Here is a 22,603-nt window from a genome sequence, read left to right on the forward strand (position 1 = left end):
CACCTCCGGTACTCAGGGCCGACGATGTGCGTCGACGTGGCTCGCGTCGGGTCCACCCCCGCCGAGGACGGTGCGGCGCGCCGCACGCTCAGCCGCCGACGAGGGCGACCAGCTTGATGAAGACCAGGTCGGGATCGACGGTGAGGTCCACGATCTCGTCGAGGTCCTCGACCTGACGCTCCCCGGCCAGCATGAAGAACCCGTTGGCCAGGAAGGCGCTCTCGGCGATCTCGGCCTGGCGCTCCCAGTCGATGCGGCGGGGCTCGCGGAGTCGGTAGCCGTTCAGCTCCGTCTCGGCGTCGTCGGGGCGGACGAGGCCATGGAAGCGGTGGGTCGGGCGCGCGTTGTGCCGGGCGACCTCCTCGCGGACCCGGAGCCTGATCAGCTCCCGTACGGTCACCCGTTCGGGAACGCCAGTGACCTCCCAGGCGGTGAGCGGCTTGCCGGTCGCGGTCTCGTCCCGGAACGTCACGGTGGCCATCAGGCACCTCGCTTGATCTGCATGAGGATGGACTCGTCGGTGATCTTGGTGTCGGCCGCGAGCAGGAGCGCCTTGCTGAGGATCAGGGAGAGCCGGGCGTCCTCGAACGGCAGGAACACCGTGCCCTCTCCCGTGCGCCGTGACGGGACGATGCACAGGTAGCTGTCGTCCGGTCCCATCAGGACGTTGGCCGACCCCAGATGGATCTTGTACGTGCGCAGCTCGCCGCGGACGGTCAGGAAGCGGCCGTCGATGCTGCACCGGTCTGCGATCTTCAGGCGGGGCAGGATCCGTTCGAGGGCGTCGCGGCGGGCCACGGCGCTCTCCGTCAGCTCGGTGAACCCGGCTCGTTCCCAGTAGGTGCGCTCGGGGCCGCCGTCGGTCCAGTCGGGGTCGGCGGCGATCGAGGTCACGCCCACGAAGAGGTCCACGTCGCGCATCGCCTCGCTGAACACCAGCGGGGGTACGTCGGCGAGCGGTGCCTCGCGCCAGGCGCCCCGCACCCGGCGGTCGAAGCGCACCTGGTCGGTCGCGGCCAGTTCCTCCTCGCCGTCCCAGTCAGCCCAGGTGTGGAAGAAGCGGACACGCCACTGTCCCGCCGCGAGGGTGCGCTGAGCCTCGTCGCGGTCCCCGCCGTCCCAGGGGCCGAGCAGCCCGCTCTTCCATCCCCGGGCCCGGAACAGGGCGAACATCGTGCGATAGTGGACGAGGTGCGCGGCGAAGCGGTTGGAGTAGACGCGGGTCTCCTCCTCCGCCGGGGTGAGCAGGTAGATCTCGCGGAACGCCTGCTTGAAGGGCTGCCGTAGACGCCGCTCGGTGAGCAGGTCCCGCCAGGCCCGCACGGCGTCCGGCGCGGAGCGCAGGGGGTGCCACAGCCGTACGGAGGCGTCGTCGGGCGCGTCGGGAAGGTGCTCGTCCGTCTCGGGCAGTACGGCCCGCCACTCACCGGGCGCGACCTCGATCTCCCAGATCAGCCTGCGTACGAGGGTCCGGGCGAGGGGGTGGCCGGCCAGTTCGGTGCGCCACCAGCCGTACGGGTGGACGGCGTCGGCGGTGTAGCCACCCTCCAAGGCGCGGATCAGAGTGGCGAGTTGGGCGTTCACTCGCTTCACCAGCTCGCGCAGTTCCTTGACCAGCGCCGCATGGTCGCGGCGGACCGGCGCCGGGACGCTGCGCAGCGGACGGCCGTCCTTCTCCCAGGTGAGTGTGGCGGTCTCGGCGACGGTGACGACGGCTTGGTAGTCGCCGGCCGTCCGGCGCAGGACCCCGCCCGCGGCGCAGTCGCCGATGGGCGCGGGGTCGAACCCCAGCCTCGGGAGGCGCAGCGCCACGTCGGTGCGTTCGGCCAGGGCCGCGTCGGCCTTCTTGAGCATCTTGTCGAGTTGCTTGGGCACCCCGGCGTGCCGCACGCTTCGGCGCACGGTGCGGATCGCGGTCACCAGCTCGGGCGTCGGGAAGTCCTGCGCGGCGCGGACCACCTCGTACAGCAGGGCCTGCGACGGAAGTGTCCTGGCGGACGTCGGGGCGAGAGCGATGCCGGGCAGCAGCCGCTCGAACAGCTCGGGCAGCCAGGGCTCGTCACGCAGCAGCGCCACCCGCAGGGCCCGTCCGAGCGTGGTGATCTCCCGGTCCGTGAACGCCTTGTCCGCCCGGTAGGGGATCACGCCCGCCCGGATCGCGTCGGTGCGGTCGGCCGCCGCTTCCAGCGCGCGGCGGGCGAATGCCGCGTAGGCGGGGTTGTCCGCCGACCGGCGCCACGCGAACGCGGGCGGCGTGTCGAATCTGCTGTCCCGGTCCGTCTCGGACGGCAGCGCCTGTTCGGCCCGGGCGACGCCGGCGATGGCGGCCATCTCGTCCGCGACAATGGGGCCCGCCTCACGGGTGAGACGCTCCATGGCCGCGCGCAACGGACCGTCGCCGGCGCTCCTCGCGATCGCGAGGAGCGCGTAGGGCTGCCGTACCGTGTCCTTCTCCAGCCACAACTCGACCAGGACGCGGGCAGGTTCGCGGACGTCGGGCAGCGGCCCGGTGCAGTGCTCCAGCGCGTCCATGCCCAGGGTGAGGTCCGCCCACCCGCGCGCCACGTACCTTTCGGCGAGTGCTTCGAACACCTGGCGGCACGCGTCGGGCGTGTAGCGCGGCTGCCGTTCCCTGGCCGCCTCCTCGACCGCGCAGCGGACCCTCGTCATCGGGTGCGTGGCCGAGGCGTCCACCCGGAGGGCCGCCGCGAGCAGGCTGCCGAGCTCCTCGTCGGAGACCTGCGTCAGGTCCGGGCGGCCGTCCTCGTCGTCGAGGGTGACGTCGTGGTCGGTCAGAGCCCGCATCAGCCGGGTCGCGTGGTCCATCAGGCCCCCCTCTTGATCTGACGGAGAATCGTCCTGTCCGTGATCCTACTGTCGGCGGCGAGCAGGAACGCCTTGCTGAGGATCAGGGACAGCCGCTCGTCCTCGAACGGCAGGAAGACCTTGCCGTCGCCCTTGCCACGGGACGGGACGATGCACAGGTACCTGTCGTCCGGTTCCATCAGCACGTTGGCCGAGCCCAGATGGATCCGGTAGGTGCCCAGGTCCCCACGGACCAGCAGGAAGCGGCCGGCGAGCGAGCACCGGCCGGCGATCTTCAGGCGCGGCAGAATCCGTTCCAGCGCCTCGCGGCGGACCTCGGCGCTCGCCGTCAGCGCGCCGAACGTGGCCGTCCGCCAGTAGTCGACGTAGCGGTCCTCCCCCCGGTCGGTCCAGTCGGGGTCGGCGGCGATCGAGGTCACGCCCACGAACAGGTCGACGTCGCGCATCGCCTCGCTGAACACCAGCGGGGGCACCTCCGCCAGTGCGACCTCCCGCCAGCGCCGGCCGTCCCGCCGCTCGAAGCGGACCTGGTCCGTCGCGGCGTGCTCGGGCGCGTATCCGCCGTCGTCGCCGGCCGCGGGCTCGTGGTGGAAGCAGGCCCGCCACTGGCCGTTGCCGAACTCGGCCCGCGCCCGTCCGTCGTAGCCGCCGTCGTACCGGCCGAGGAAGTTGGCCTGCCAGCCGCGCTCCTTGAACAGCGCGTACAGCTGCCGGTAGTGGACGACGTGGGCGGCGAACCGGTTGGAGTAGCCGCCGGTCTCCTCCTCCGCCGGGGTGAGCAGGTAGATCTCCCGGAAGGCCTGCTTGAACGGCTGCCGCAGCCGCTCGGCGACGAGCCGCTCGCGCCATGCCCGGATGTCGTGCGCCTGCGCCCGGATCGGATGCCACAACCGGACGCGCTCGGGCTCGCCGGGCGGCTCGACCGCCGGCGCCACCGCACGCCACTCGCCGTCCACATCCCCGGCGTTGTGGAACTCCCAGATCAGGCCGCGGACGAGAACACCGGTGACCGGATGGTCGCGGTAGTGGCGGCACCACTCGTCGTACGGCCACTCGCGTCCGGCCGACATCAGCGCCTCGACGCGGGCCCGCTCCCCCGACAGCGTCCCTCGCACCGCCTTGGCCAGGTCCCTCAACTCCCGCAGCTCGTCCGGGAAGTTCTCCTTCACCGCCGCCGGAGCCGCACGGGACGTCCCCCCGTCGGGACGCGTGAAGGTGAGCCGCACGGTCGCCGCGTCCTCGATCGCCACGCGTACCCGGTGTCCGCCCAGCTCCCGCTCCAGCGAACCGTCCGGCGCCAGGCCGTGGTCCGGGACGGTGCGCTCGATGAGCTGCTCCGCCGTGATGCCCTGTTTCCCGGCCGCCGTCACCAGCGCGGTGTCGAGTTGCTTGCGCAGCGCCCGGTGCTTGATCCGGGTCTGCAGCCGCCACAGGGCCTCCATCGCTGCCTGATCGCCCATCTCGGCCAGCGCGTTGATCGCCGCGCCCGCGAGCTTGGGGTCCTGGACCACACCGGTTCCGGCCGCGCCGGTGCGCAGAGCGAGCGCGCCGAGGTGCGGCGCCGCGGCCGGGCCGCCGGTCAGCGCGGCCGCCCAGACCACGCCCCGCGCCAGGTCCCCGTCGTTCTGGTGGACGACGTAGTGGTAGTGGTAACCGCCGCCGATCCAGCCGGTGTGCGCGCCGCTTCGCCTGCTGCACAGCGGCTCGCCCTCGGCCAGCGCCCGCAGGACGTCGGCAAGGACCTCCCGCGCCGACGCCGCCTCCGCCAGTTCGAGGCAGGTCCGCCGCCACCGCTGCGTGGGCCGCGGACCCGACAGGCTCGCCACGTGCCGCAGAAGAGCCGCCAGTCGGGGTGTCGGCGACGTCCCCGCGCGGTGGCTCAGCGGGGTGGCCCAGGGAGCGTCGGCGGGGATCAGTCCGTCGGGTATGGACGCCTCCTCGACCCGGGCGAGCAGTGCGCGCAGGCGGTCGGCGAGCCGCCCGCGCGAGCGTGCGGGAACATCGGTGTCCATGAGCTCCGCGTGCGCGTGCCGCAGCCAGGGCATGACCGCACGGCAGCCGTCGGCGTCGAGCTGCTCGGCGGCCGTCAGCACCGGCCCCAGCGCACCGGCGAACCAGAAACCCATGTCGTACTCGGTGGCCCGGAGCAGCATCACCGCGACCTCGTCGGGCGTCCAGCCGCGCAACCGCGGGACCAGGGACGCGATCTCGGTTTCGTACTGCCAGAAGCTCGTGTCGTCGAAGCAGGCCGCCAGCATCAGGCACAGGGCCGCGGCCCTGCCCTCCTCGTCCGAGCAGGCCGCGAGCCGCCCGTCGATCTCGGCCTGGGTCGCTGCCTGTATCGCCTGAATCCGCTCGAGTGTGTCCGCTCCCCCCAACGCCGCGGAGGCGTCCCACCGCGGCTCCGTCCGCTGACGTTCCAGCAGCTCCACGAGCCACCGGACGCGGCCGAGCGCGGCCGACCTCACGTCGTCGAGGCAGTCTTGTCCACGGGATTCGGCCAGCAGGGCTTCGTACAACATGGCGGGATGATGACAGGGGGGACTGACAACGCGATCGGTCCGGCGGCCGCTCGCGTCTGGATCGGCGCCTGAATCCCGCCGGCCGTGACTCGGCAGGCGACCGCACGAACGCCTGCCCCGATGCTGTCTCTTGGTCAGCGTCGTGACCCGGATGAGGCCGGCCGCGAGGAGAGGAGCGGCCTACTGGGGGATGGTGCCCTGGACCGGCCGAGTGCCGCGAGGACGAACGTGACGCTGATGAGCAGGGCCCAGGCGCCGAACTTGCCGACGCCGACCGGCTGCCAGCCGTGCAGCTGGTAGGGGTAGCGCCACGCGCCCAGGTACGTGGCGATGTTTTCCGCCACCCACAGGAAGAACCCGATCAGGACGAACGACAGCGCCAGCGGCATGCTGCGCCGCACCCCGCGCACCGTGAAGCGTACGGACGTGCCCGCCGTGACGACCGCGAGGACCGCCGCGAGGGGCCAGCGGGCGTCGGGCAGCCAGTGGTGGCTGAAGAAGTTGACGTAGACGGCGGCCGCCACCAGTGCCGTCGCCCGTGGCCGGTAGCGGAACAGCTCCAGGTCGAACAGGTGCCAGGCCCGGCAGACGTAGCTGCCGACGGCCGCATAGAGGAAGCCCCCGTACAGGGGAACGCCCGCGAACTTCAGCACGGCCGGCTCCGGGTAGCTCCACGAGCCCTGCGAGACCTTCACGAGCTCGAACGCGAGGCCGATGACGTGGCAGGCGCTGATGACGGCGACATCCCGTCCACTCTCCCAGCCGCGCCGCCAGAACAGCAGCGTGAGCAGCACGCCGTAGACGACGAGCAGGTCGTAGCGGGCCACCGGTAGCCGTGGCAGCAGTGTCGATGCCGCCACTCCGGACAGCAGGGCGATGGCGAAGGCGCAGGCCCGGGTCTGGTTCCAGGTGAAGTCGAGCAGCTGGCCGATCTGGGAGGCCGGGGAAGCAGCCGGCTTGGTAGTGAGCATGATGAGGACAGAGACGGTGCGAGGGCCCTTCCGGGTTGCCGGGGTCGCTGTTGATCACAGAATGCCCGCTTCCGCCCGCCGGTCTCACCCGCCGGTTCGCCGCCCCCGGGGCATGCCCGCGGCCGGCGGCGTGGGCGGCGAACGTCCCCGCGCCGGCGGCGCTGTCCTCCAGCGGACGTGCTGCCCTTCTTCACGGAGCCGGCGTCATCGTTCCCGTTTCGCCCGGCGAAGGCCTCCTCTCCCTCGGGGTGGGCCGGGGGCCTTCGCCGGGCCGCCGCAACGGCGGACGGGTCAGCTCCGCGGTAGTGCGCGGGCTCAGGGCGGGTCGATGCTGAAGACCACTCGATGGCCTGTGTACTCGTTCAGTCCCCAGAGACGGCCGGAGGCGTGACTGTAGGAGAGGTTCTGCGTGAGGCTGGGTGCCCGTGTGATGACGGAGGGCGCACCTCCCGGCTGGGCCCGGTGGACGCAGGAGTACGCCCCCTTGGCGATGGGGTCCGCGACCCAGCTGGTGGGACATTCGCCGGCCATGTAGTACCAGGTGCCGTCGGTGGCCACGCCCTGCATCTGATACACCGGGGTGCTGTACCCGGCGGTGGCCGTCGTCGTGCCGACGGTCGTGCCGTTGTCGGCCAGCGGCAGGTCGGTGGCGTCGTTCAGGGGCCACCTGATGACCCGGCCGCCGGCGCCCGCGTCATGGCTGCGGTACTCGCCCGAGATCAGCGCGGGCCCCTTGGCCGAACGATCGAGGCTGAGCGAGCCGAGGCACGGCTGACCACTGCCACCGGCGCAGGCGCGCGGGTCCCGGCTGCGGTCGCCGGTGTAGTAGACGCCCTGGAGCGGAAGCGCCCACTGGTGGTAACGCGCCGAGGAGACCCCGCTGCGGATGCCGACGTAGTCGCTCGACGTGCTGCTCATCCTCCACAGGTACTGCGTGTCGAAGACGAGGAGTTGACCGCCGTTGGCCACGAACAGCTTGTTGCCGTACCAGACGATGCCGTCGGCGTGGATGTTCGTGATCGGGATGAAGTCGCCGCCGTTCGCGTCACCGGTCGGCTGGACGAGCAGGACGTGGCCGTAGGTCACCGAAGTGCCGGTGGACTCGGCGATGGTGATGCGGGCGAACTGGTTCTCGGTGGTGCCGTTGCCGTAGTACCAGGAGGCGAGGTAGAGATTGTGGCCGCTGTAGGTGCTGCCGGTCGCGTCGTGCGCGGCGGTCAGGCCCTGAGGGTGCCAGCCTCCGCTCGACGAGTAGGCGCTGGTGTTGTCGTCGGTGGTGTCCCAGCAGAACCCGTCGTATTTGAGGCTGCCGTCCAGGCCGGTGTCATGGCACAGCGCCGCCCGCCCGGTGTGCTGCCCGGATTCGGCCACGTCGAGCGGGGTCGCCCGAGCGACGGCACCGCTCTTCTCCACGCCACGGATGGCGGCGCCGTAGGCGTCGTAGTCCGACGCCCGGTCGATGCTCAGGTGGAACGTCTTGACCGTACCCGACGGCAGAGCGGCGAACGGCGTGGCGGCGGCGGCCGGAGGCGCGGCCACCAACGAGGCCGCCACAGCGGCGAGTCCGGCGCACAGCGTCCCCAACACCCGTCGATACCTTGAACGTTTACGTGAATGCACTGCCGCATGCTATGTGCGTGGCCCCCTCGGCGACACGCCCAAACGCGCCGTGTCGCTGGGCGGGCACGGGCGCATCCAGAAGACGCTCAACCCCCCGCCGGCCGGCAGACCGCAACCCCGCGAACCTTCGCGTGCCGAGTGCCTCAGCCCCAACTGTCAGAAGAGTGGCGACCCCTCGCCCTGGGAAGAACCCATCGCAGCACAGGGGATCGTTCGCTGCCCCGAGAGGCCCTGACGATCGCAGGAGGTCTCATGCTTCCCTTGCGGTCATGGAAGCGCTCGGCCGTGATCGCGGGCGCGGCTGCGGCAGTGGTTTCGATCACACTCGTGGTCGTCGGACCTCTTGCGTGGCAGGTCGGTGGGCACACGGTGAGCTCCTTGCACGGAAAGGCACGGGCCGACGCTATTGACGCCGTCCGCCAGACACTCCTGGCGGCTGCGAGGGACTTGCCGCCCTCAGTGCCCTGCTCGCTCGTTCTACCTGAACCGGCGCGGACAGCTGACCGACCGGTATGCCAAGTCGGTGTCGCTGCTCGCATCAGACCAGATCGCCGAACGTATTGGCGGGGTCTATGCGTTGGAGCACCTGATGAAGGAGTCGCCCGCTGACCACGACACCGTCGTCCAGGTTCCAGCCGCCTTCATCCGTGAACGCTGCCCCTCCCCATCGGACACGGCGACTCTGCGTGAGATCGGCCGGGTCTCCAACGAGGCTGCCCAACCGCGATGCCCCGCCGATGCACAAGCGGCGCTCACCGTACTAGGAGCTCTCCACGGGGTTGGCGATACGGACTCGCCGGCAAGGACTGGCGCAGCACGTGTCCGTGCCGAAGGCGACGGTCTTCGTCCAGCCGGCAGCATTGTCGAGGACGCTGAAGACGGCCTCCCCCGTTCCGGGACCTGCGAGGTGGACTGGTGCAACGAGGACCTCGGTCGTCGGGTCGAGATCGCCGAGGTCGAGAGCGGCGCGGACCCCGACGAGGACCGGGGACATGGGGCACTCACGCAGCCGCCCGCCGGCACCCCGGCGAGGCCCCCTTCGGAGTGTGCCGACCGGTGGCCGTCGGGGGCGACTCAGGGGCGGGGCTCCAGCACCTCCAGGGCGCCGGTGTCGGTGTCGTAGCTGCGCAGGGTGATGAGCCGGACCGGCAGCGGCGGCGCGGGCACCAGTTCGGGGACCCGCCGGTCGGCGAACGCACCAGGGCGCCGGGTACGACCGAGGGTGATGTGCGGGCTCCAGCGCCCGGGCTCGTGGAAGGGGTTGAGGGTCTCGGGAGGGCTGTCCGAGGCCACCGCCTCCCACACCCGGCGGTGCAAGCCGACCAGCGCGGGGTCGCGGTTCAGCGCCCAGGCCAGCACCGAGGTGGGCCGCTCGAAGCGGACCACGCCGGCGAATCGCACCGGCAGCGGTAGGTCGGCGGCCACCTCGGCGAGCTCCCAGCGGATCGGGGCGGTCAGCTCCGGGCAGGTGGCCAGGGTGAGGTGCGGCCTGTTGGTCGGTGAGCGGTGGAACGCCAGACTGGGCAGCCCCGCGTTCGCGAGCCGCCGCCACGCCCCCCGAACCGCCAGCTCAGCCGCCTCGTCCAACAGAAGCTCGACCGTGCGCACCGCCGTAGCCTACCGGCGATCGCCTTTGTGATCACTACGATGCCTCACGGGCGGACCGGTGTACACCGCAGCCGACGGCGCCCTGCAGAACCTGGCCATCCGCGCATTCCGTTCGACAGGCATTCCGCTCGACGGGACGGGACAATCTCACCGGTGGCCTGCACCGCCTCGGGTGGGGCATGACCCGGCCGCCCGCCCCGGACCCACCTGGTCCTTCCGGAGTGATCGCGGGGGCGACGGAACCTCGGCGCGCCCCGGCGATCTACGCCTGGACAAGCACGGTGAGCCATTCCGCCGCACGTGGCCGGTATCCGTAGCGGTCCCACAGCCCCGACACGATCGCCGGGACGTGGCCGGCTCCGTAGACGACGGCCACCCGGATCGGCTCGGCGCCGCGCTCCGTGTGGATCTCGCCGAGCGCGTCGAGCAACCGCTGGTCGCGCCGAGCGGTCATCGCGTGCTCGACAGGACCGTCGGCCGTCATCTCCGCTCGCAGCGTCGACGGCAGGTCCTCGACGACCATGTCCTCATCGAGGAAGGCGCGTGGACCGCGCAGCGCGAACACCAGGCCCATCACCGGGGCCCCGACCAGGAGTAGTACGTACATCCACCGCGGCAGTGCCTTCAGGTCCTCGACGGCCTCCGCCGCGGTCACATCCGGGTTGACCACCGGCACGTCGTCGGGAAGCAGCAAGTCCTCGCGCTGCTCCTGCAGGTCGTTGCGCCGACGGCGTGGGGCGAACCGGTACGCAAGCGTGAGGGCACTCACGCCGACCGCTTTCCCTCGGATTCCCTCGAGGACGATGAGGTCGCACTCCCTGAGCCTGAGGCGGACCTGGGAGTAGAACGTGGGCGAAGCGACGTGCAGCATGGGGAAGATCACGAACTCAAGTGGCGTCCCTGTCCGCCTCATCGTGATCACAGCAGATCGGACGGCGTACCCGGTCACCTCGATGATCTGCATGACCACCCCCCGGCGCGCACCTCACCCGTTCACCCGTTGCAGGAGACGAGCCCGTCCGAGGCCATGGTTCCCGTCCCGGCGCCGGCAGCCACCGGACCGAGCAGACACTCCCGCGACGCCATCCGGCCGCGGACCGCCCACCGCGTCACGGGATCAAACCGGTCACCACGCGAAGACAACGCAAACCTGGTCTTCGGCGCCGCTCCGTTCCCGCGTCGGCTTGCCGCCGGGCAGGCCCCGGTCTCCGTTCTGGCCCATGAGGGCGTGCAGACCGTCAACTCGGGGCTCTCTGCTCGGTGGTTCGCCGACGCGGGAACTGGCCTCCGGAGATTCTCGGCACGTACCGTGCCGTGCTCCACGCCCCTGTCAGGGCGTGGTTGCCGACGTGCTCACGACCATCCAGTCGAGCACCGGCGTGCTCTGCAGGTAGACGAGCACGCACATGAAGAGCATGAAGACCACGCTCCACACGATGACCCGGCGGAAGAGGATTCCCTCGCGGCCCTCGAAACCGACCGCGGCCGCGGCGATGGCGAGGTTCTGCGGGGAGATCATCTTGCCGAGCACGCCACCGGAGGAGTTGGCCGCGGCCATGAGGGTGGGCGACAGGCCGGCCTGGTGAGCAGCGGTGATCTGGAGGGCGCCGAACAGGGAGTTGGAGGAGGTGTCGGAGCCGGTGACGGCGACGCCCAGCCAGCCGAGGATCGGTGAGAGGAAGGCGAAGGCCCCGCCGGCACCGGCCACCCACAGACCCAGCGTGGTGGTCTCGCCGGACTCGTTCATGATGTAGCCGAGTCCCAGCACCAGCATGACGGTGAGCACCGCGAACTTCAGCTGGTCCAGGGTGCGTCCGTAGGCGCGCAGGGCACGGCGCGGGCCGACCTGGATCAGCACCATGCTGATCAGGCCGGCGATCAGCAGCAGACTCCCGGCCGCCGAGAGGTAGTTGAGTTTGAAGGTGGTGGCGACCGGGTCGCCGTTCGGCTTGAATATGTGCAGCCCCGGCCAGTTGACGATGCGCGTCACCGACTCCAGGCCGGTACCGCTCGCGCCGACGCCGGCCGGCGGCTTTCCGGTGATCGCCGGTACCCGGGTGGCCAGCACGAACACCACGATGATGGCCAGGTAGGGCGCGTACGCCCTGAAGACGTCCAGCGGAGAGTCGTGCGTGTCGCGATCGGTGGTCGCGCGCGCCCGGGTCGGCAGCCGAGTCTCCACGGACTCGCCGCCTTCCGCATCCGGCGCACCGTCGGGGTTCTGCGGCCCGCGCGAGCCGCCGCGGGCACCGCTGAGGACGCCGCCGTTGCTGTCGTCGATCCCATCATCGATGCCGTCGTCCTCGCGGCTCTCCTGGTACGTCTCCTCGGCGTGCCACACCCGGGTGAACGCCAGGACCGCCAGCATGGAGGCGAGGGCGGCGATGATGTCGGCGAGCGGCACGGACCAGAAGTTCGAGGACAGGTACTGGAAGAGCGCGAAGGACACGCCGCACACCACCGCCGGAGGCCAGGTCTGCCGCAGCCCTCTTCGGCCGTCCACGATGAACACCAGGGCCAGCGGCACGAACAGTGCCAGGACCGGTGTCTGCCGGCCGACCATCGCGCCGAGGTCGTCCACGGGCAGGCCGGTGACGCCCGCCAGTGTGGTGATCGGCACGGCTATCGCGCCGAACGCCACGGGTGCGGTGTTGGCGACCAGGGCCACGGTGGCTGCCTTGAGCGGCTTGAAACCCAGGGCGATCAGCATGACCGAACTGATCGCGACGGGCGTGCCGAAACCGGCCAGCGCCTCCATGAGGGCGCCGAAGGAGAAGGCGATGATGATCGCCTGCACGCGCTGGTCGTCACTGATGGACGCGAACGACCTGCGCAGCACGTCGAAGTGGCCGGTTTCCACGGTGAGGTTGTAGACCCAGATCGCGTTGATGACGATCCACATGATCGGGAAGAAACCGAACGCGGCGCCCAGCAGTCCGCTGTTGAGCGCGTCGGCGACCGGCATCGAGTACACGGCGACCGCGAGCACCACGGCGACGACGAGGGAGATCAGCGAGGCCAGCCACGCCTTCATCCGCACGACGCCGAGCAGCACGAACAGGACGAGCAGCGGAAGGATCGCGATGATGGACGACAGCCCGAGCGAGTGACCCACCGGACTGTAGTCCTGCTGGTAGTTGGCAAGGATCATCTAGCACCCTTTTCTACGACATCGGAGAGGAGGGGCCGCACCACGGGTGCACCGTGGCGGTCAGTGGGTAGGCGCGCGCGACGACGGCGCCGGGGCCGTACAGCAACTTCGGTACGGGGACGCCGTGGATGGCGGCGTTGAACACCTGCGCGGTGCGGGCGAGAGGCATCCTTGTGCGACGCGGGCGAGAGTGGTCGCGACCTGCGTCCAGCGCGCGGCGCGGGCGGTCGTCATAGCCTCGGGGCGCGTGGCCGGCACCGCCTTCGCCCTGCGCTCGCCGGGTTCGCGGGCGGGTGCGGGATGCAGCAGATTGCACGTTTCGGCACTCGCTCCCATGGCGATGCGGGATCTGACGCGGTGTCTCATGCGGGACTCCGAGGTGTCGGCGACCAGGTCGATTCCACTACTCGGTAGACACCAACCGAATGGTGGAAGAATGCAGGGGTGACGGACGTGTGTCAAGGGTCACGGGTGGCCTGCGTCACAGACGAACTTCAGCCAGAACGCGGACACATGGCTGAGCAGCGACGGGCCGGGGCCCGGCCTGCAACAGAGGCCGGACCACCGCCCGAAGAAGTCGTTGGGCAGCGTGCCGGAAGCGCCGGCGAACGCGCCGAGGGACGACTTGCTGGTGGCTCGCGCGCAGCACACGCAGGCCACCGACGAGGACCGGCGTCTCGAGCCCGCGCCGAGGCGGTGGGGAGATCTCCGGTCCGAGGCGCGCGTCGCTGGTGGCTTCTATCCGCCGACCACGACCAGTAGATGGTGTCGCAATTCTCCTCGATCCGATCGGTCCCGCCGGTGGCCGGGATGCGCCAGTGGGTTTCGACGCCGCGTGCGAATGCGGCTTCGCTGGTGAAGCGGATCAGGTCTGGAGAGGCGATGTAGTGGTCGCGCAGCCAGGCGATGAACGGGGCGACCTCGGCGACAGCGTTGCCACGCAAGGCGATGGTGTCGCGGATTTCATTGCCGGCGAAGCCGTCGAACTCGGTGCCGTCGGCCGTCAGTCCCCAGACACCCAGACGGGCCGGGTGTCCCTCCTCGGGCCGGTAGCCGACGTCAGGGAAAGCCTCGCGGAGAGCTTGCCCGAACGCGTTCAGGTCGAGCTGCCAGCCGTGAGGGTTCTTCGCCGGGGCGTACGGCAGGAAGGAGGTGGTGTATTCGTCCAGGTTCATCGGGGGTCCTTCGTCCGGCCAGGGAACGCACTGGGCGGTGCCCTTACCTCGGCGCGCTGGCGGGACGCTCGGCATGGAAGTCACGGCCGATCAGGTCCGGGGCCGGCTTCGCCTTCACATCCGGCCGGGTCAGCGAACGCCTCTTGCCCCGGCTGATGCCGCGGATGTCGCGCTCACGCATCACGCGGGCGACGCGCTTGCGGTTCACCCGTCGGCCCAGGCGGCGCAGTTCGGCGTGGATGCGCCAGACGCCATAGGTGCGGCGGGAGGCAATGTGCAGCACGGTGATCTCGTGCGCGAGCGCGTCGTCGGCGGCCTGACGAGCGCGGCGGGCGGCCTCGCCCTCGCACCAGGCGTAGTAGGAGGAGCGGGCGACCTTCAGTACCCGGCACAGCAGGACGATCGGGTAGGCCGCCTTCTCCGCATGGATCAACCGGTACAGCTCGCTCACCGGTCGTTCTCCTTCACGAAGAAGGCCGTCGCTTTTTTCAGGATCTCGATCGTCTGCTGCTGTTCACGGACCTCCTTGCGCAGCCGCTTGAGCTCCTCGCGTTCGGCGCTGGTCAGCTCACCGGACTCGCTCTCGCCCCGCTCAGGGGGAGGTCCCCCTCCCTCACGGCCGGTTCGCGGGCCCCGAGTCGGTTCACGAGAGGGCCCGGCCCGAATGTCGCATGATTTTCGACACTTGTCAAACATGGTCGAGGAAATTTCTGCCTGCGTCTCAAATCTACTCGAAGAAGTTTCTTCCGCATCGTTGACATGGTCTCGAAACCTCTGCGATTTTCTTGGCAAGCGCCGGGCCGGCCACGCCCCCGCTCGCCCGGACCGGCCCGCAGACACCCAGGTGCAGGCGCCGGTACACGGCTTCTTCCGCCCTAACCCCGAGCCCCCTGCGGGTGGTCGGCGGCACCGACCTGCCCCGCACTTCGTTGAGAAGAGGCACCTTCCATGGCAATCCGACCCCCGCTACGCCGCCGAGCGCTCGCACTCTCGTCCGCGGGCATCGGGCTCACCCTGCTGCTCACCGCATGTGGGAGCGGCGCCGGCTCTGGCCGGGGTTCCGACGGAAAGATCGTCGTCGGGCTGATCACCAAGACCAACGACAACCCGTTCTACGTGAAGATGCGCGAGGGAGCGGAGAAGAAGGCCAAGGAACTCGGCGTGGAGCTGAGGACCTTCGCCGGCAGTGGACAGACCGACAACGACTCCCAGGTCAGCGCCATCGAGAATCTGGTGGCTGCAGGAGCCAAGGGCATTCTGATCACACCCTCCGACTCCAGCGCGGTCGTACCGGCCATCGAACGAGCCCGGAAGGCCGGCGTGATGGTCATCGCTCTGGACTCGCCCACCGATCCGGCCTCGGCCGTCGATGCCACCTTCGCCACCGACAACCGGCGCGCCGGCCAGATGATCGGCAAGTGGGCCAAGTCGAAGATGGCAGACAAGCGAGCCCGGATCGCCCTGCTGAATCTCAGCGCCGACCACGTCAAGGTCGACATCCTGCGCAACCAGGGTTTCCTTGAGGGCTTCGGCATCAACGTCGGTGATCCCGGGCGCATCGGCGACGAGCACGACCCCCGCATCGTCGGTCAGGAAGTGACAGGCGCGAACGAAGAGGGGGGCCGCAGCGCCATGGAAAAGCTCCTCCAGAAGGACTCCTCCATCAACCTCGTCTACACCATCAACGAGCCGGCCGCAGAGGGCGCCTACCAGGCCATCAAGGCGGCGGGCAAGGCGAGAGACGTGACCATCGTGTCCATCGACGGCGGCTGTTCGGGTGTCAAGGACGTGACAGCGGGCGCTATCGGCGCCACCTCCATGCAGTTTCCCGTGAAGATGGCTGCCGAGGGGCTCGCCGCTGTGGCCGCCCACGTCAAGAACGGCAGTAAGCCCTCCCCCTCGTCAGGGCAGGCCTTCACCGACACCGGCGTCAGCCTCATCACCAACACCCCCGTGCCCGACCTGCCCTCTCAGAAGTCCGACTGGGGCATGGCCCACTGCTGGGGCTGAGTCGACCCGGCGGACCCGCCTGGCCGGGGCGCCAGTCCTTCGCCGGCCCGCGGAGCCCTACGCCTCTTTCCGCATACGCCCCTGCGCCCGCAGATCTTCCCACCAGCACCAGGAGTTGACCATGGCACACGACACCGTCGCCCATCATGCCGCCGACCCCCCAGCCCTCCAGCCGCCGCGGCACGGCCTGCTCGCCCGCACGCAGGCCGCCCTTCACTCTCAGCCGCTGCTCGGCCCCCTCATCGTCCTCGTGCTCGCATCCGTCCTGTTCACCCTGTGGGTCGGAACCCGGTTCAGCGATCCCCTCAACCTGTCGCTGATCCTCCAGCAGGTGCAGATCATCGGGATGGTCGGCATAGCCCAGACGCTCATCGTGCTGACCGCCGGCATCGACCTGTCGGTCGGCGCCATCACCGTCCTCGCCTCCGTCGTCATGGGCAAGCTCGCGGTCGATCACGGTATGCCCGTGCCCCTGGCCCTGTTGCTCGGTGTTGTCACCGGTGCCGCCTGTGGAGGAGTCAACGGACTCGTTGTCACGCGACTGCGGATCCCTCCGTTCATCGCCACCCTGGGCACCCTCAGCATATTCTCTGCCATCACCCTCGCCTACTCCCGCAGCGAGACCATCAGTGCCCAGGACGTGCCGGCCCTGCTCAGTTGGCCGGGGCATTCCGTCCGGATCCTCGGTACGCAGGTGACGTACAGCTCTCTGTTGATGATCGGCTGCTTCGCCGCCGTGGCCTACATTCTGCGGTGCACGGCATGGGGGGCCCATCTGCACGCAGTGGGCGACAACCCCGAAGGCGCGCGTCTCAGCGGAATCCGCACCGGCCGCGTGCTGCTCAGCGTCTACATCGTGGCCGGCATCATCTGCGGTGTCGCGGCATGGTTCCTCATCGGCCGGATCGGCTCCGTCAGCCCTCAGGCCGGCGAGAACCTCAACCTCAGCAGTATCACGGCCGCCGTCATCGGCGGAACCAGCCTCTTCGGCGGTCGAGGCCATGTCCTCGGCACTCTCCTGGGCTCCCTCATCGTGGGTGTCTTCAGCAGCGGACTCGCTCTGGCGGGTGTGAATGACCTGTGGCAGGTCTTTACCATTGGCGTCCTCGTGATCGCCGCCGTGGCTGCCGACCAGTGGATCCGGAAGGTGGCCGCATGAACTCCGCCGACGACCACGCATTCGCGCTGCAGGCACACGGCCTGGTCAAGCGCTATGGACACGTCACCGCCCTCGCCGGCGCCGATGTCGAACTGCGCGCGGGAGAGGTTCTGGCCGTCATCGGCGACAACGGAGCCGGCAAGTCGACCCTCATCAAATGCCTGTCCGGTGCCGAGCTTCCCGACAGCGGCGAAATCCGTCTGTTCGGGCAACGCGTGCAGTTCCGCAATCCCCTGGATGCGCGCGGCCACGGCGTCGAGACCGTGTACCAGAACCTGGCCGTCGCCCCCTCCCGGGACATTCCGGCCAACCTCTTTCTGGGGCGCGAGCGCCGCAAGCCGGGGCCGCTCGGCAGCGTCCTGCGCCTGTTGGACAAAAAGGCCATGCAGCAGGAAACCCGCGAACTGCTGACCTCTCTGGGCCTGCTGACCATCCAGAACTTCTCCCAGCCGGTGGAAACACTCTCCGGCGGGCAGCGACAAGGCGTCGCCGTGGCCAGGGCCGCTTGTTTCGGCAGCAAAGTGATCATCATGGACGAGCCGACGGCGGCCCTGGGGGTGCGGGAGTCGCAGCGCGTACTCGACCTCATCCGTCAGATCCGTGACCGGGGCGTCCCCGTCATCCTCATCAGCCACGACATGCCGCACGTCTTCGATGTCGCCGACCGCATCCACGTGCAGCGACTGGGCCGGCGCATAGCTCTGGTGAACACGTCCGACATCTCCATGCCGGACGCCGTCGCGCTGATGACGGGAGCGTTGGACCCGGCAGACCTCGGCAGCCGGTCCACTGCGCGGAGCTGACGGGACGTGTCCACCGGGCGGCGGACACGCGTCACCGAGATGCAGAACGGAAGCCGGGCGGCGAGCCCGCGCCCTCCGGGCGCGGGCTCGCCGCACTGTCGGTCGTAGGCGGCGGCCGTATGCGAGAAAGGGGCCGCTGCGCTCACGCGAGCGGCATTGGACCGGCATGGAACCTGGAGTGCAGGAAGACCAGAGGAGACCCGGGTGGCCCCGGCGTCACGCCGTCCACGTCGACCAGGAGCAGTGCGCGGTCGCCCACGGTGTGTCCGGCACGTACGTGTCCTGTCAGTGCCGACAACGCCTCCCGGATGGCCCGTGCGGTGCCGAACCGGCTGAAGCGGCACCGGGCCGTCGCCACGCGAAACGACGAACTCGCCGTCCGGCACAAAGCGACATTACTGGTCGCCGCCATCACCGAACGGCTGTGACCAGCACGCGACCGCGTCTCAGGCCCACACCACCCTGACCACGGCGTGGCCCGCCGCAGCCGCCCGCCCGTAGAACCCTTGGAGGCTCCTGTGCCAGTCGAGGAACTCCTGCCTGACCTCTGCTTCGTCCCAGCCGATCCAGACGAGCTTGGCACCTGCGACGTTCCACAGTTCGTCGAAAGAGACACGTGCGAGGAAGGCTGCGGCCTGTGACACCTCAGGCGGCTCCAGAATCCCCAGGGGCGGGTTGGAGGGGTCGGCCTCGGCGCTGTATGGCACGGGGCGCGCGCCGTAAATCGGCAGCTCCCAAGAGTCGTCGGCATCCGCATCGAGGACATCGGCAGCGGCGTAGAGGTCATTGACGGCATTCCAGACCTTGTCGATCGAGAACGCGATGCCCGCTGCGTACTCGTCGGGGTGGTTCTCCCAAGCCTCTGACATGAACGCCGCAAGCCAGGTGTGGTCGTCCCGGATCTCGGATTCCGCGACGGCGCGCATGTGCATGTGCATGCTCACGGCGAGGAGTCCTCCCAGTTCGTCGGCCCGCCTGTCGGGCCGAAGGGAGAGAACCTACTCGACGGCACTGACAGCACGATGCCCGTCTCTCAACGCCGGGATGCCCGGCTCTGCCAGGACGCCCTCCGACACAGGTCCTGGCCCTCGAGCCCGCCGTGCTCACCTGGGAGGAAGCAGCGGGCGTACCCCTCGCAGGGCTCGCCGCTTGGCAGACCGTCCAGCGCACCGGCCTCCAGCCGCACGAGACAGTCCTCATTCACGGTGCGGCCGGGGGTGCCGGCTCGTTCGGGGTCCAGGTCGCCGCCGCCCTCGGGGCACAGGTCATCGCGGGACGTCTCGCTCGAACCGCTCGGCGCGCAAGGCCAGGTGCAGGGTGGATCAGCTGTCCGCGTCACCTTCCACAGACTGCTGCTCGGTGGACCGGGAGCGGCGGATGCCTGCTTCGTAGGTTTCCTTGAGATGTTGCAGTGTGGTGTCGACGTGACGTGCGGCGTAGGTGGCGTAGAGGATGTCGATGAGGAGGAGCTGGCCCCACTTGGAGGTGACGGACTCCCCGTACAACCCTGTTCCGGAAAGGTTCGAGGTGAACAGGGGAACGTTGCTGAGCCTGGCGACGGGGCTGTCCGGGACGGATGTGATCCCGATCGATGCCGCTCCGGTATGGCGGGCCAGCTGCATGGCCTCGACGACGGAGGTGGTCTGCCCGGAGTCGCTGATGGCGATGAGGACGTCCTGGGGTGTCAGGATGGTGGCGAGCATGACCTGCAGGCTCTGGTCCCGGTAGAGCAGGCATTTCTTCCCGGCTCGCGTGAAGCGCATGACGCCTTCTTCGGCGGCGATGCTGGAGGATCCCATGCAGCAGAAGACGACGGAGGCGGCGTCGTGCAGGAGGTCGACGGCTTGGCTGATGGCGTCGCCGCTGACGCGTTCGGCGGTCTGGGTGAGAGCGTGCCGGCTGCTCCGCTCGATCTTTCCCACGATGGCGGGGGCGGTGTCGCCGCGGAGGATGCCTTCGTAGACGAACTCCTCGTCCCGGTCCTCGCTGGTGGACCGGGACGCGAAGGTTGCCTCGGCGAGGCCGACCCGGAGGGAGTGGAAGCTGTCCATGCCCAGTTCGCGGACGAACCGCGACACTGTCGACTCGGCCACCTGGCAGTGTGAGGCGAGCTGCGAGATGGTCATCGACTGGGCCTGCTGGGGGTGGGCCAGCAGGTACTCTCCGATCTGCCGCAGGGCGGCCGGAAGGTAGGGCACCTTGCTGGTGATGAGGCGCAGCAGGTTGCCGGTCTCGTCTGCCGGGACAGCCATGACTTCTCCGTGGTCTCTTCAGGGGCGGGCGGACAGTACCCGCAGCAGATTCTCCACGGCCGCGCGGGTTGCGCGTTCCACGCTCTCCTTCGTGTACCCGCCGATGTGCGGAGTCATGGTCACCCGCGGGTGCCGGTGGAGCTCTCGCGGATCGGGGGGTTCCTGGCCGAAGACGTCCGTGGCGTAGCCGGCGAGTGTCCCGTCGGCCAGCGCCTGCCGGACGGCCTCGTCGTCGACCAGGGCCGATCTGGCGGTGTTGATCAGATAGGCACCCGGCTTCACGGTCGTCAGCGCTTCCTTGTCGATCACCGGGCGTGCGGCCGGCGGGCAGTGCAGCGTCACCACGTCGGCCTGGGCCAGCAGATCCTCCAGGGTGGTGAACGAGAAGTCGCCGGCCGGTGCGAACGAGGGATCGGGCACCGCGTCGAAGGCCCGGACCGACATGCCGAGGCCCAGGCCGAGCCGGGCCACCCGTCGGCCGATCTGCCCGCACCCGATCACGCCCAGGATCCGGCCGGCCACTTCCCTGCCTTCCAGCCGCTGCCACCGGCCGGCCTTGAGCGTGGCGTCCTGAGTCGGGACCTGGCGGAGTCCGGCGAGCATCAGGGTGACGGCGAGTTCGGCGACCCCCTGCGCGTTGGCGCCTGCTGCGGTCTCGACCGCTATGCCGAACTCGGCCGCGGCGTCCAGGTCGATGGCGTCGGTGCCGACGCCGTTACGACTGATGACCTTCAGTCCGCGCGCTGTGGTCAGCACCTCCCGGCTGATCGGCTCGACGCCCGCCAGGTAGCCGACGCAGGTGGGCAGGAAGCGCAGTTGCTCCTCGCGGGTGGGCTGGCGGCCAGGGGTGGGGAAAAGGATCTCGTAGCCGGCCGCCTCCAGGGCGGCCAGCGCACGGTGGCCGCCCTGGGAGAGTGCGCGGGGTGTCACCGCGATGATGCCGGTCACTGGGCCCACCTGGGGTTGTCCAGCACCGCCGGGGCGCCGTCGCGCTCCACGACGATCTTGCGGAATCCCTTGGACTCGATGGTGCCGTAGTCGTGGCCGGCGTGGCCGGGGAAGGCGAAGAAGGTGATGAGCTGTTCGTCCGCGGACGTGTTGATGCTGCGGTGGGCGTATCGGCCGGGCACGTAGACGGCCTTGCCGGGGGACAGCTCCTCCCACTGCACGTCGCCCTCGGGGTTCTCCATCATCATGATCCCGCGGCCGCGCAGACAGTAGTAGATCTCGGCCGTGTCGAGCACGGAGTGGAAGTGGCCCTTGGTCATGAAGTACTCGTCGCCCACCTTGCCCGGGTAGACGATGCTGGTGCCGTAGGCGACTTCACCGGAGCTTTCCGGGACCCCGGCGTCGAAGAACTCGTAGACGAGGACATCCTCCTCGCCCAGCCGGCGGGCGGCCTCCCGGTCGGCATACATGTCCGCCATCGCCGCGACCGTGCGGCGCAGGGGCGTCTTGGTCCGGGACAGTCCGTCGACCAGGCTGAAGTCGGTGACGATCGCGGGTCGGGTGGTGTTCATGCGTTCTCCTGGGAGGCGTCACGGGCGATACGGGACAGCCGCTCGAAGGCGGGTCCGTGGGTGGGGATGTCGATGTGGAAGACCTCGGCGATGACGCGGGTCCAGCCGTGGATGAAGTACAGCCAGCCGTCGACGACATGCACGTTGCGCGATTGCTGCTGGGCTCGGGCCTGGTCGAGGAAGACAAGGTCCCCGCGGTAGTTGAAGTCCCACGCGAGGCAGTCGCGCGGGAAGACGGCGGCGTTCGTGAGCGGCGACCCGGGCCGGTCCTTGCCCAGTCCGGTCGCGTTGACCACGACCGACTCCGGGGCGAGAGAGCGCAGTTGTTCGTCATTGCGCTCCGGTTCCGGCGCCAGACGGTACTCGATGGGCAGCGTGGAGCCCAGGCGCTCGTGCACGTCGCGCATTTCCCGCAGCCGGGCCTCGCGGCGGTTGGTGACGACGATGCGGGACGGCACGTCGCGGCCGGCCCGTGCACGGTTGTGCAGGTACAGGGTGAGGGCCAGCGAGGAACCGCCGGCCCCCAGCAGGAGCAGCTCGGCGCCGGTGGCGTTCCAGTAGCCGTCGGGCACGACGGCCTCCAGGGACAGACCGCTGGTGAGCGGGTCCATGGCGTGGCCCCACAGCTCTTCCCCGCGCTTGGAGATGCTGCTGACCTCCTCCAGCAGCCGGGTTTCCTCGCCGACCCCGTCGAACAGGTCGCGGCTGGCCCTGAAGAGGTTGAGCTTGTGGGTGGTGACCAGCGCCCCGAGGGACTGCGGGTCCTTCTTGATGAAGGCGACGACCTCGCGGTAGTGCTCCGGGGTGTCGTCCAGTGGCAGGTCGATGCCTTCGATGACAGCGTCCAGGTGCAGTTCCCGGGCCCAGGCCGGGAACACCTTCATGATGGACGACTTGGTGGTGGTGACCCCGAGGAAGTACATCGTCGGGCGAGTTGCGGGGGTATGGCGACCCGTCATGAGGGGTTCCTCCATGGGTGTGCTGGG

General features: G+C 69.7%; 19 protein-coding genes. 3 read left to right on the top strand and 16 right to left on the bottom strand.

What is annotated here, in order from left to right:
• Window positions 1-88 precede the first annotated feature (88 nt).
• The 11 genes from ACLU3S_RS00605 to ACLU3S_RS00655 all read right to left on the bottom strand — a co-directional run bounded on the left by ACLU3S_RS00605 (window position 89) and on the right by ACLU3S_RS00655 (window position 14,324).
• Entirely contained in the window at window positions 89-481 is a 393-nt protein-coding gene (locus ACLU3S_RS00605) for a hypothetical protein (protein WP_413949660.1), read from the bottom strand.
• The gene (locus ACLU3S_RS00610) at window positions 481-2,826 is read right to left on the bottom strand and encodes a DUF4132 domain-containing protein (RefSeq protein WP_413949661.1); all 2,346 of its coding nucleotides are present in this window, start codon (window positions 2,824-2,826) and stop codon (window positions 481-483) included. Before ACLU3S_RS00610 ends, ACLU3S_RS00605 begins: the two co-directional genes overlap by 1 nt.
• Window positions 2,826-5,348: a DUF4132 domain-containing protein gene (locus tag ACLU3S_RS00615; protein ID WP_413949662.1), complete on the bottom strand. Its 2,523-nt coding sequence runs from the start codon at window positions 5,346-5,348 to the stop codon at window positions 2,826-2,828. The genes ACLU3S_RS00610 and ACLU3S_RS00615 overlap by 1 nt, the downstream gene beginning before the upstream one ends.
• Before the next feature lie 134 nt (window positions 5,349-5,482).
• On the bottom strand, window positions 5,483-6,319 hold the full coding sequence (locus ACLU3S_RS00620) for a DUF817 domain-containing protein (RefSeq protein ID WP_413949663.1): 837 nt from the start codon (window positions 6,317-6,319) through the stop codon (window positions 5,483-5,485).
• A 315-nt stretch (window positions 6,320-6,634) separates the two neighbouring features.
• A complete protein-coding gene (locus tag ACLU3S_RS00625; protein ID WP_413949664.1) occupies window positions 6,635-7,906 on the bottom strand; it encodes a hypothetical protein in 1,272 nt (423 codons plus the stop codon).
• A gap of 1,107 nt (window positions 7,907-9,013) precedes the next feature.
• A complete protein-coding gene (locus ACLU3S_RS00630; protein WP_413949665.1) occupies window positions 9,014-9,547 on the bottom strand; it encodes a 2'-5' RNA ligase family protein in 534 nt (177 codons plus the stop codon).
• Window positions 9,548-9,809: 262 nt separating this feature from the next.
• Window positions 9,810-10,418, bottom strand: a complete 609-nt coding sequence (locus ACLU3S_RS00635) for a hypothetical protein (RefSeq protein WP_413949666.1) — start codon at window positions 10,416-10,418, stop codon at window positions 9,810-9,812.
• A gap of 459 nt (window positions 10,419-10,877) precedes the next feature.
• Window positions 10,878-12,698, bottom strand: coding sequence for an L-lactate permease (locus ACLU3S_RS00640; protein ID WP_413949667.1), 1,821 nt, complete (start codon window positions 12,696-12,698; stop codon window positions 10,878-10,880).
• A gap of 13 nt (window positions 12,699-12,711) precedes the next feature.
• Window positions 12,712-12,867 (bottom strand): hypothetical protein, encoded by a 156-nt coding sequence (locus ACLU3S_RS00645; RefSeq protein WP_413949668.1) that lies wholly within the window; start codon window positions 12,865-12,867, stop codon window positions 12,712-12,714.
• A 325-nt stretch (window positions 12,868-13,192) separates the two neighbouring features.
• Window positions 13,193-13,873: a hypothetical protein gene (locus ACLU3S_RS00650; RefSeq protein ID WP_413949669.1), complete on the bottom strand. Its 681-nt coding sequence runs from the start codon at window positions 13,871-13,873 to the stop codon at window positions 13,193-13,195.
• Between the two features lie 43 nt (window positions 13,874-13,916).
• On the bottom strand, window positions 13,917-14,324 hold the full coding sequence (locus tag ACLU3S_RS00655) for an IS3 family transposase (RefSeq protein WP_413949670.1): 408 nt from the start codon (window positions 14,322-14,324) through the stop codon (window positions 13,917-13,919).
• Window positions 14,325-14,821: 497 nt separating this feature from the next.
• On the opposite strand from ACLU3S_RS00655, the gene ACLU3S_RS00660 reads away from it, so the two are divergent.
• From ACLU3S_RS00660 to ACLU3S_RS00670, 3 genes are all read left to right on the top strand, one after another.
• Window positions 14,822-15,883: a substrate-binding domain-containing protein gene (locus ACLU3S_RS00660; protein WP_413949671.1), complete on the top strand. Its 1,062-nt coding sequence runs from the start codon at window positions 14,822-14,824 to the stop codon at window positions 15,881-15,883.
• 250 nt (window positions 15,884-16,133) lie between these two features.
• Window positions 16,134-17,042 carry an ABC transporter permease gene (locus tag ACLU3S_RS00665; RefSeq protein ID WP_413949672.1) on the top strand — a complete coding sequence of 303 codons (909 nt, stop codon included), beginning with the start codon at window positions 16,134-16,136 and terminating at the stop codon, window positions 17,040-17,042.
• Window positions 17,039-17,845, top strand: a complete 807-nt coding sequence (locus ACLU3S_RS00670) for an ATP-binding cassette domain-containing protein (RefSeq protein ID WP_413949673.1) — start codon at window positions 17,039-17,041, stop codon at window positions 17,843-17,845. Before ACLU3S_RS00665 ends, ACLU3S_RS00670 begins: the two co-directional genes overlap by 4 nt.
• A gap of 446 nt (window positions 17,846-18,291) precedes the next feature.
• Here the strand turns inward: ACLU3S_RS00670 and ACLU3S_RS00675 are convergent, their stop codons facing one another.
• From ACLU3S_RS00675 to ACLU3S_RS00695, 5 genes are all read right to left on the bottom strand, one after another.
• Window positions 18,292-18,783 carry a DUF1877 family protein gene (locus tag ACLU3S_RS00675; protein ID WP_413949748.1) on the bottom strand — a complete coding sequence of 164 codons (492 nt, stop codon included), beginning with the start codon at window positions 18,781-18,783 and terminating at the stop codon, window positions 18,292-18,294.
• 384 nt (window positions 18,784-19,167) lie between these two features.
• Window positions 19,168-20,097: a MurR/RpiR family transcriptional regulator gene (locus ACLU3S_RS00680; RefSeq protein WP_413949674.1), complete on the bottom strand. Its 930-nt coding sequence runs from the start codon at window positions 20,095-20,097 to the stop codon at window positions 19,168-19,170.
• A gap of 18 nt (window positions 20,098-20,115) precedes the next feature.
• Window positions 20,116-21,045, bottom strand: a complete 930-nt coding sequence (locus ACLU3S_RS00685; RefSeq protein WP_413949675.1) for a phosphoglycerate dehydrogenase — start codon at window positions 21,043-21,045, stop codon at window positions 20,116-20,118.
• A complete protein-coding gene (locus tag ACLU3S_RS00690; RefSeq protein ID WP_413949676.1) occupies window positions 21,042-21,617 on the bottom strand; it encodes a glucose-6-phosphate isomerase in 576 nt (191 codons plus the stop codon). Before ACLU3S_RS00690 ends, ACLU3S_RS00685 begins: the two co-directional genes overlap by 4 nt.
• Window positions 21,614-22,576 carry a shikimate dehydrogenase family protein gene (locus tag ACLU3S_RS00695; protein WP_413949677.1) on the bottom strand — a complete coding sequence of 321 codons (963 nt, stop codon included), beginning with the start codon at window positions 22,574-22,576 and terminating at the stop codon, window positions 21,614-21,616. Before ACLU3S_RS00695 ends, ACLU3S_RS00690 begins: the two co-directional genes overlap by 4 nt.
• Between the last annotated feature and the right edge of the window lie 27 nt (window positions 22,577-22,603).

The sequence above is a fragment of the Streptomyces sp. AF1A genome (assembly GCF_047340315.1).
In the GTDB taxonomy this organism is placed as follows: Bacteria; Actinomycetota; Actinomycetes; order Streptomycetales; family Streptomycetaceae; genus Streptomyces.

What these genes read in the sequence shown, in the direction of transcription:
- ACLU3S_RS00605 (WP_413949660.1), bottom strand. Translation starts at nt 481, where the DNA reads ATGGCCACCGTGACGTTCCGGGACGAGACCGCGACCGGCAAGCCGCTC.
- ACLU3S_RS00610 (WP_413949661.1), bottom strand. Translation starts at nt 2,826, where the DNA reads ATGGACCACGCGACCCGGCTGATGCGGGCTCTGACCGACCACGACGTC.
- ACLU3S_RS00615 (WP_413949662.1), bottom strand. Translation starts at nt 5,348, where the DNA reads ATGTTGTACGAAGCCCTGCTGGCCGAATCCCGTGGACAAGACTGCCTC.
- ACLU3S_RS00620 (WP_413949663.1), bottom strand. Translation starts at nt 6,319, where the DNA reads ATGCTCACTACCAAGCCGGCTGCTTCCCCGGCCTCCCAGATCGGCCAG.
- ACLU3S_RS00635 (WP_413949666.1), bottom strand. Translation starts at nt 10,418, where the DNA reads ATGCTGCACGTCGCTTCGCCCACGTTCTACTCCCAGGTCCGCCTCAGG.
- ACLU3S_RS00640 (WP_413949667.1), bottom strand. Translation starts at nt 12,698, where the DNA reads ATGATCCTTGCCAACTACCAGCAGGACTACAGTCCGGTGGGTCACTCG.
- ACLU3S_RS00645 (WP_413949668.1), bottom strand. Translation starts at nt 12,867, where the DNA reads ATGCCTCTCGCCCGCACCGCGCAGGTGTTCAACGCCGCCATCCACGGC.
- ACLU3S_RS00650 (WP_413949669.1), bottom strand. Translation starts at nt 13,873, where the DNA reads ATGAACCTGGACGAATACACCACCTCCTTCCTGCCGTACGCCCCGGCG.
- ACLU3S_RS00660 (WP_413949671.1), top strand. Translation starts at nt 14,822, where the DNA reads ATGGCAATCCGACCCCCGCTACGCCGCCGAGCGCTCGCACTCTCGTCC.
- ACLU3S_RS00670 (WP_413949673.1), top strand. Translation starts at nt 17,039, where the DNA reads ATGAACTCCGCCGACGACCACGCATTCGCGCTGCAGGCACACGGCCTG.
- ACLU3S_RS00675 (WP_413949748.1), bottom strand. Translation starts at nt 18,783, where the DNA reads ATGCACATGCACATGCGCGCCGTCGCGGAATCCGAGATCCGGGACGAC.
- ACLU3S_RS00680 (WP_413949674.1), bottom strand. Translation starts at nt 20,097, where the DNA reads ATGGCTGTCCCGGCAGACGAGACCGGCAACCTGCTGCGCCTCATCACC.
- ACLU3S_RS00690 (WP_413949676.1), bottom strand. Translation starts at nt 21,617, where the DNA reads ATGAACACCACCCGACCCGCGATCGTCACCGACTTCAGCCTGGTCGAC.
- ACLU3S_RS00695 (WP_413949677.1), bottom strand. Translation starts at nt 22,576, where the DNA reads ATGACGGGTCGCCATACCCCCGCAACTCGCCCGACGATGTACTTCCTC.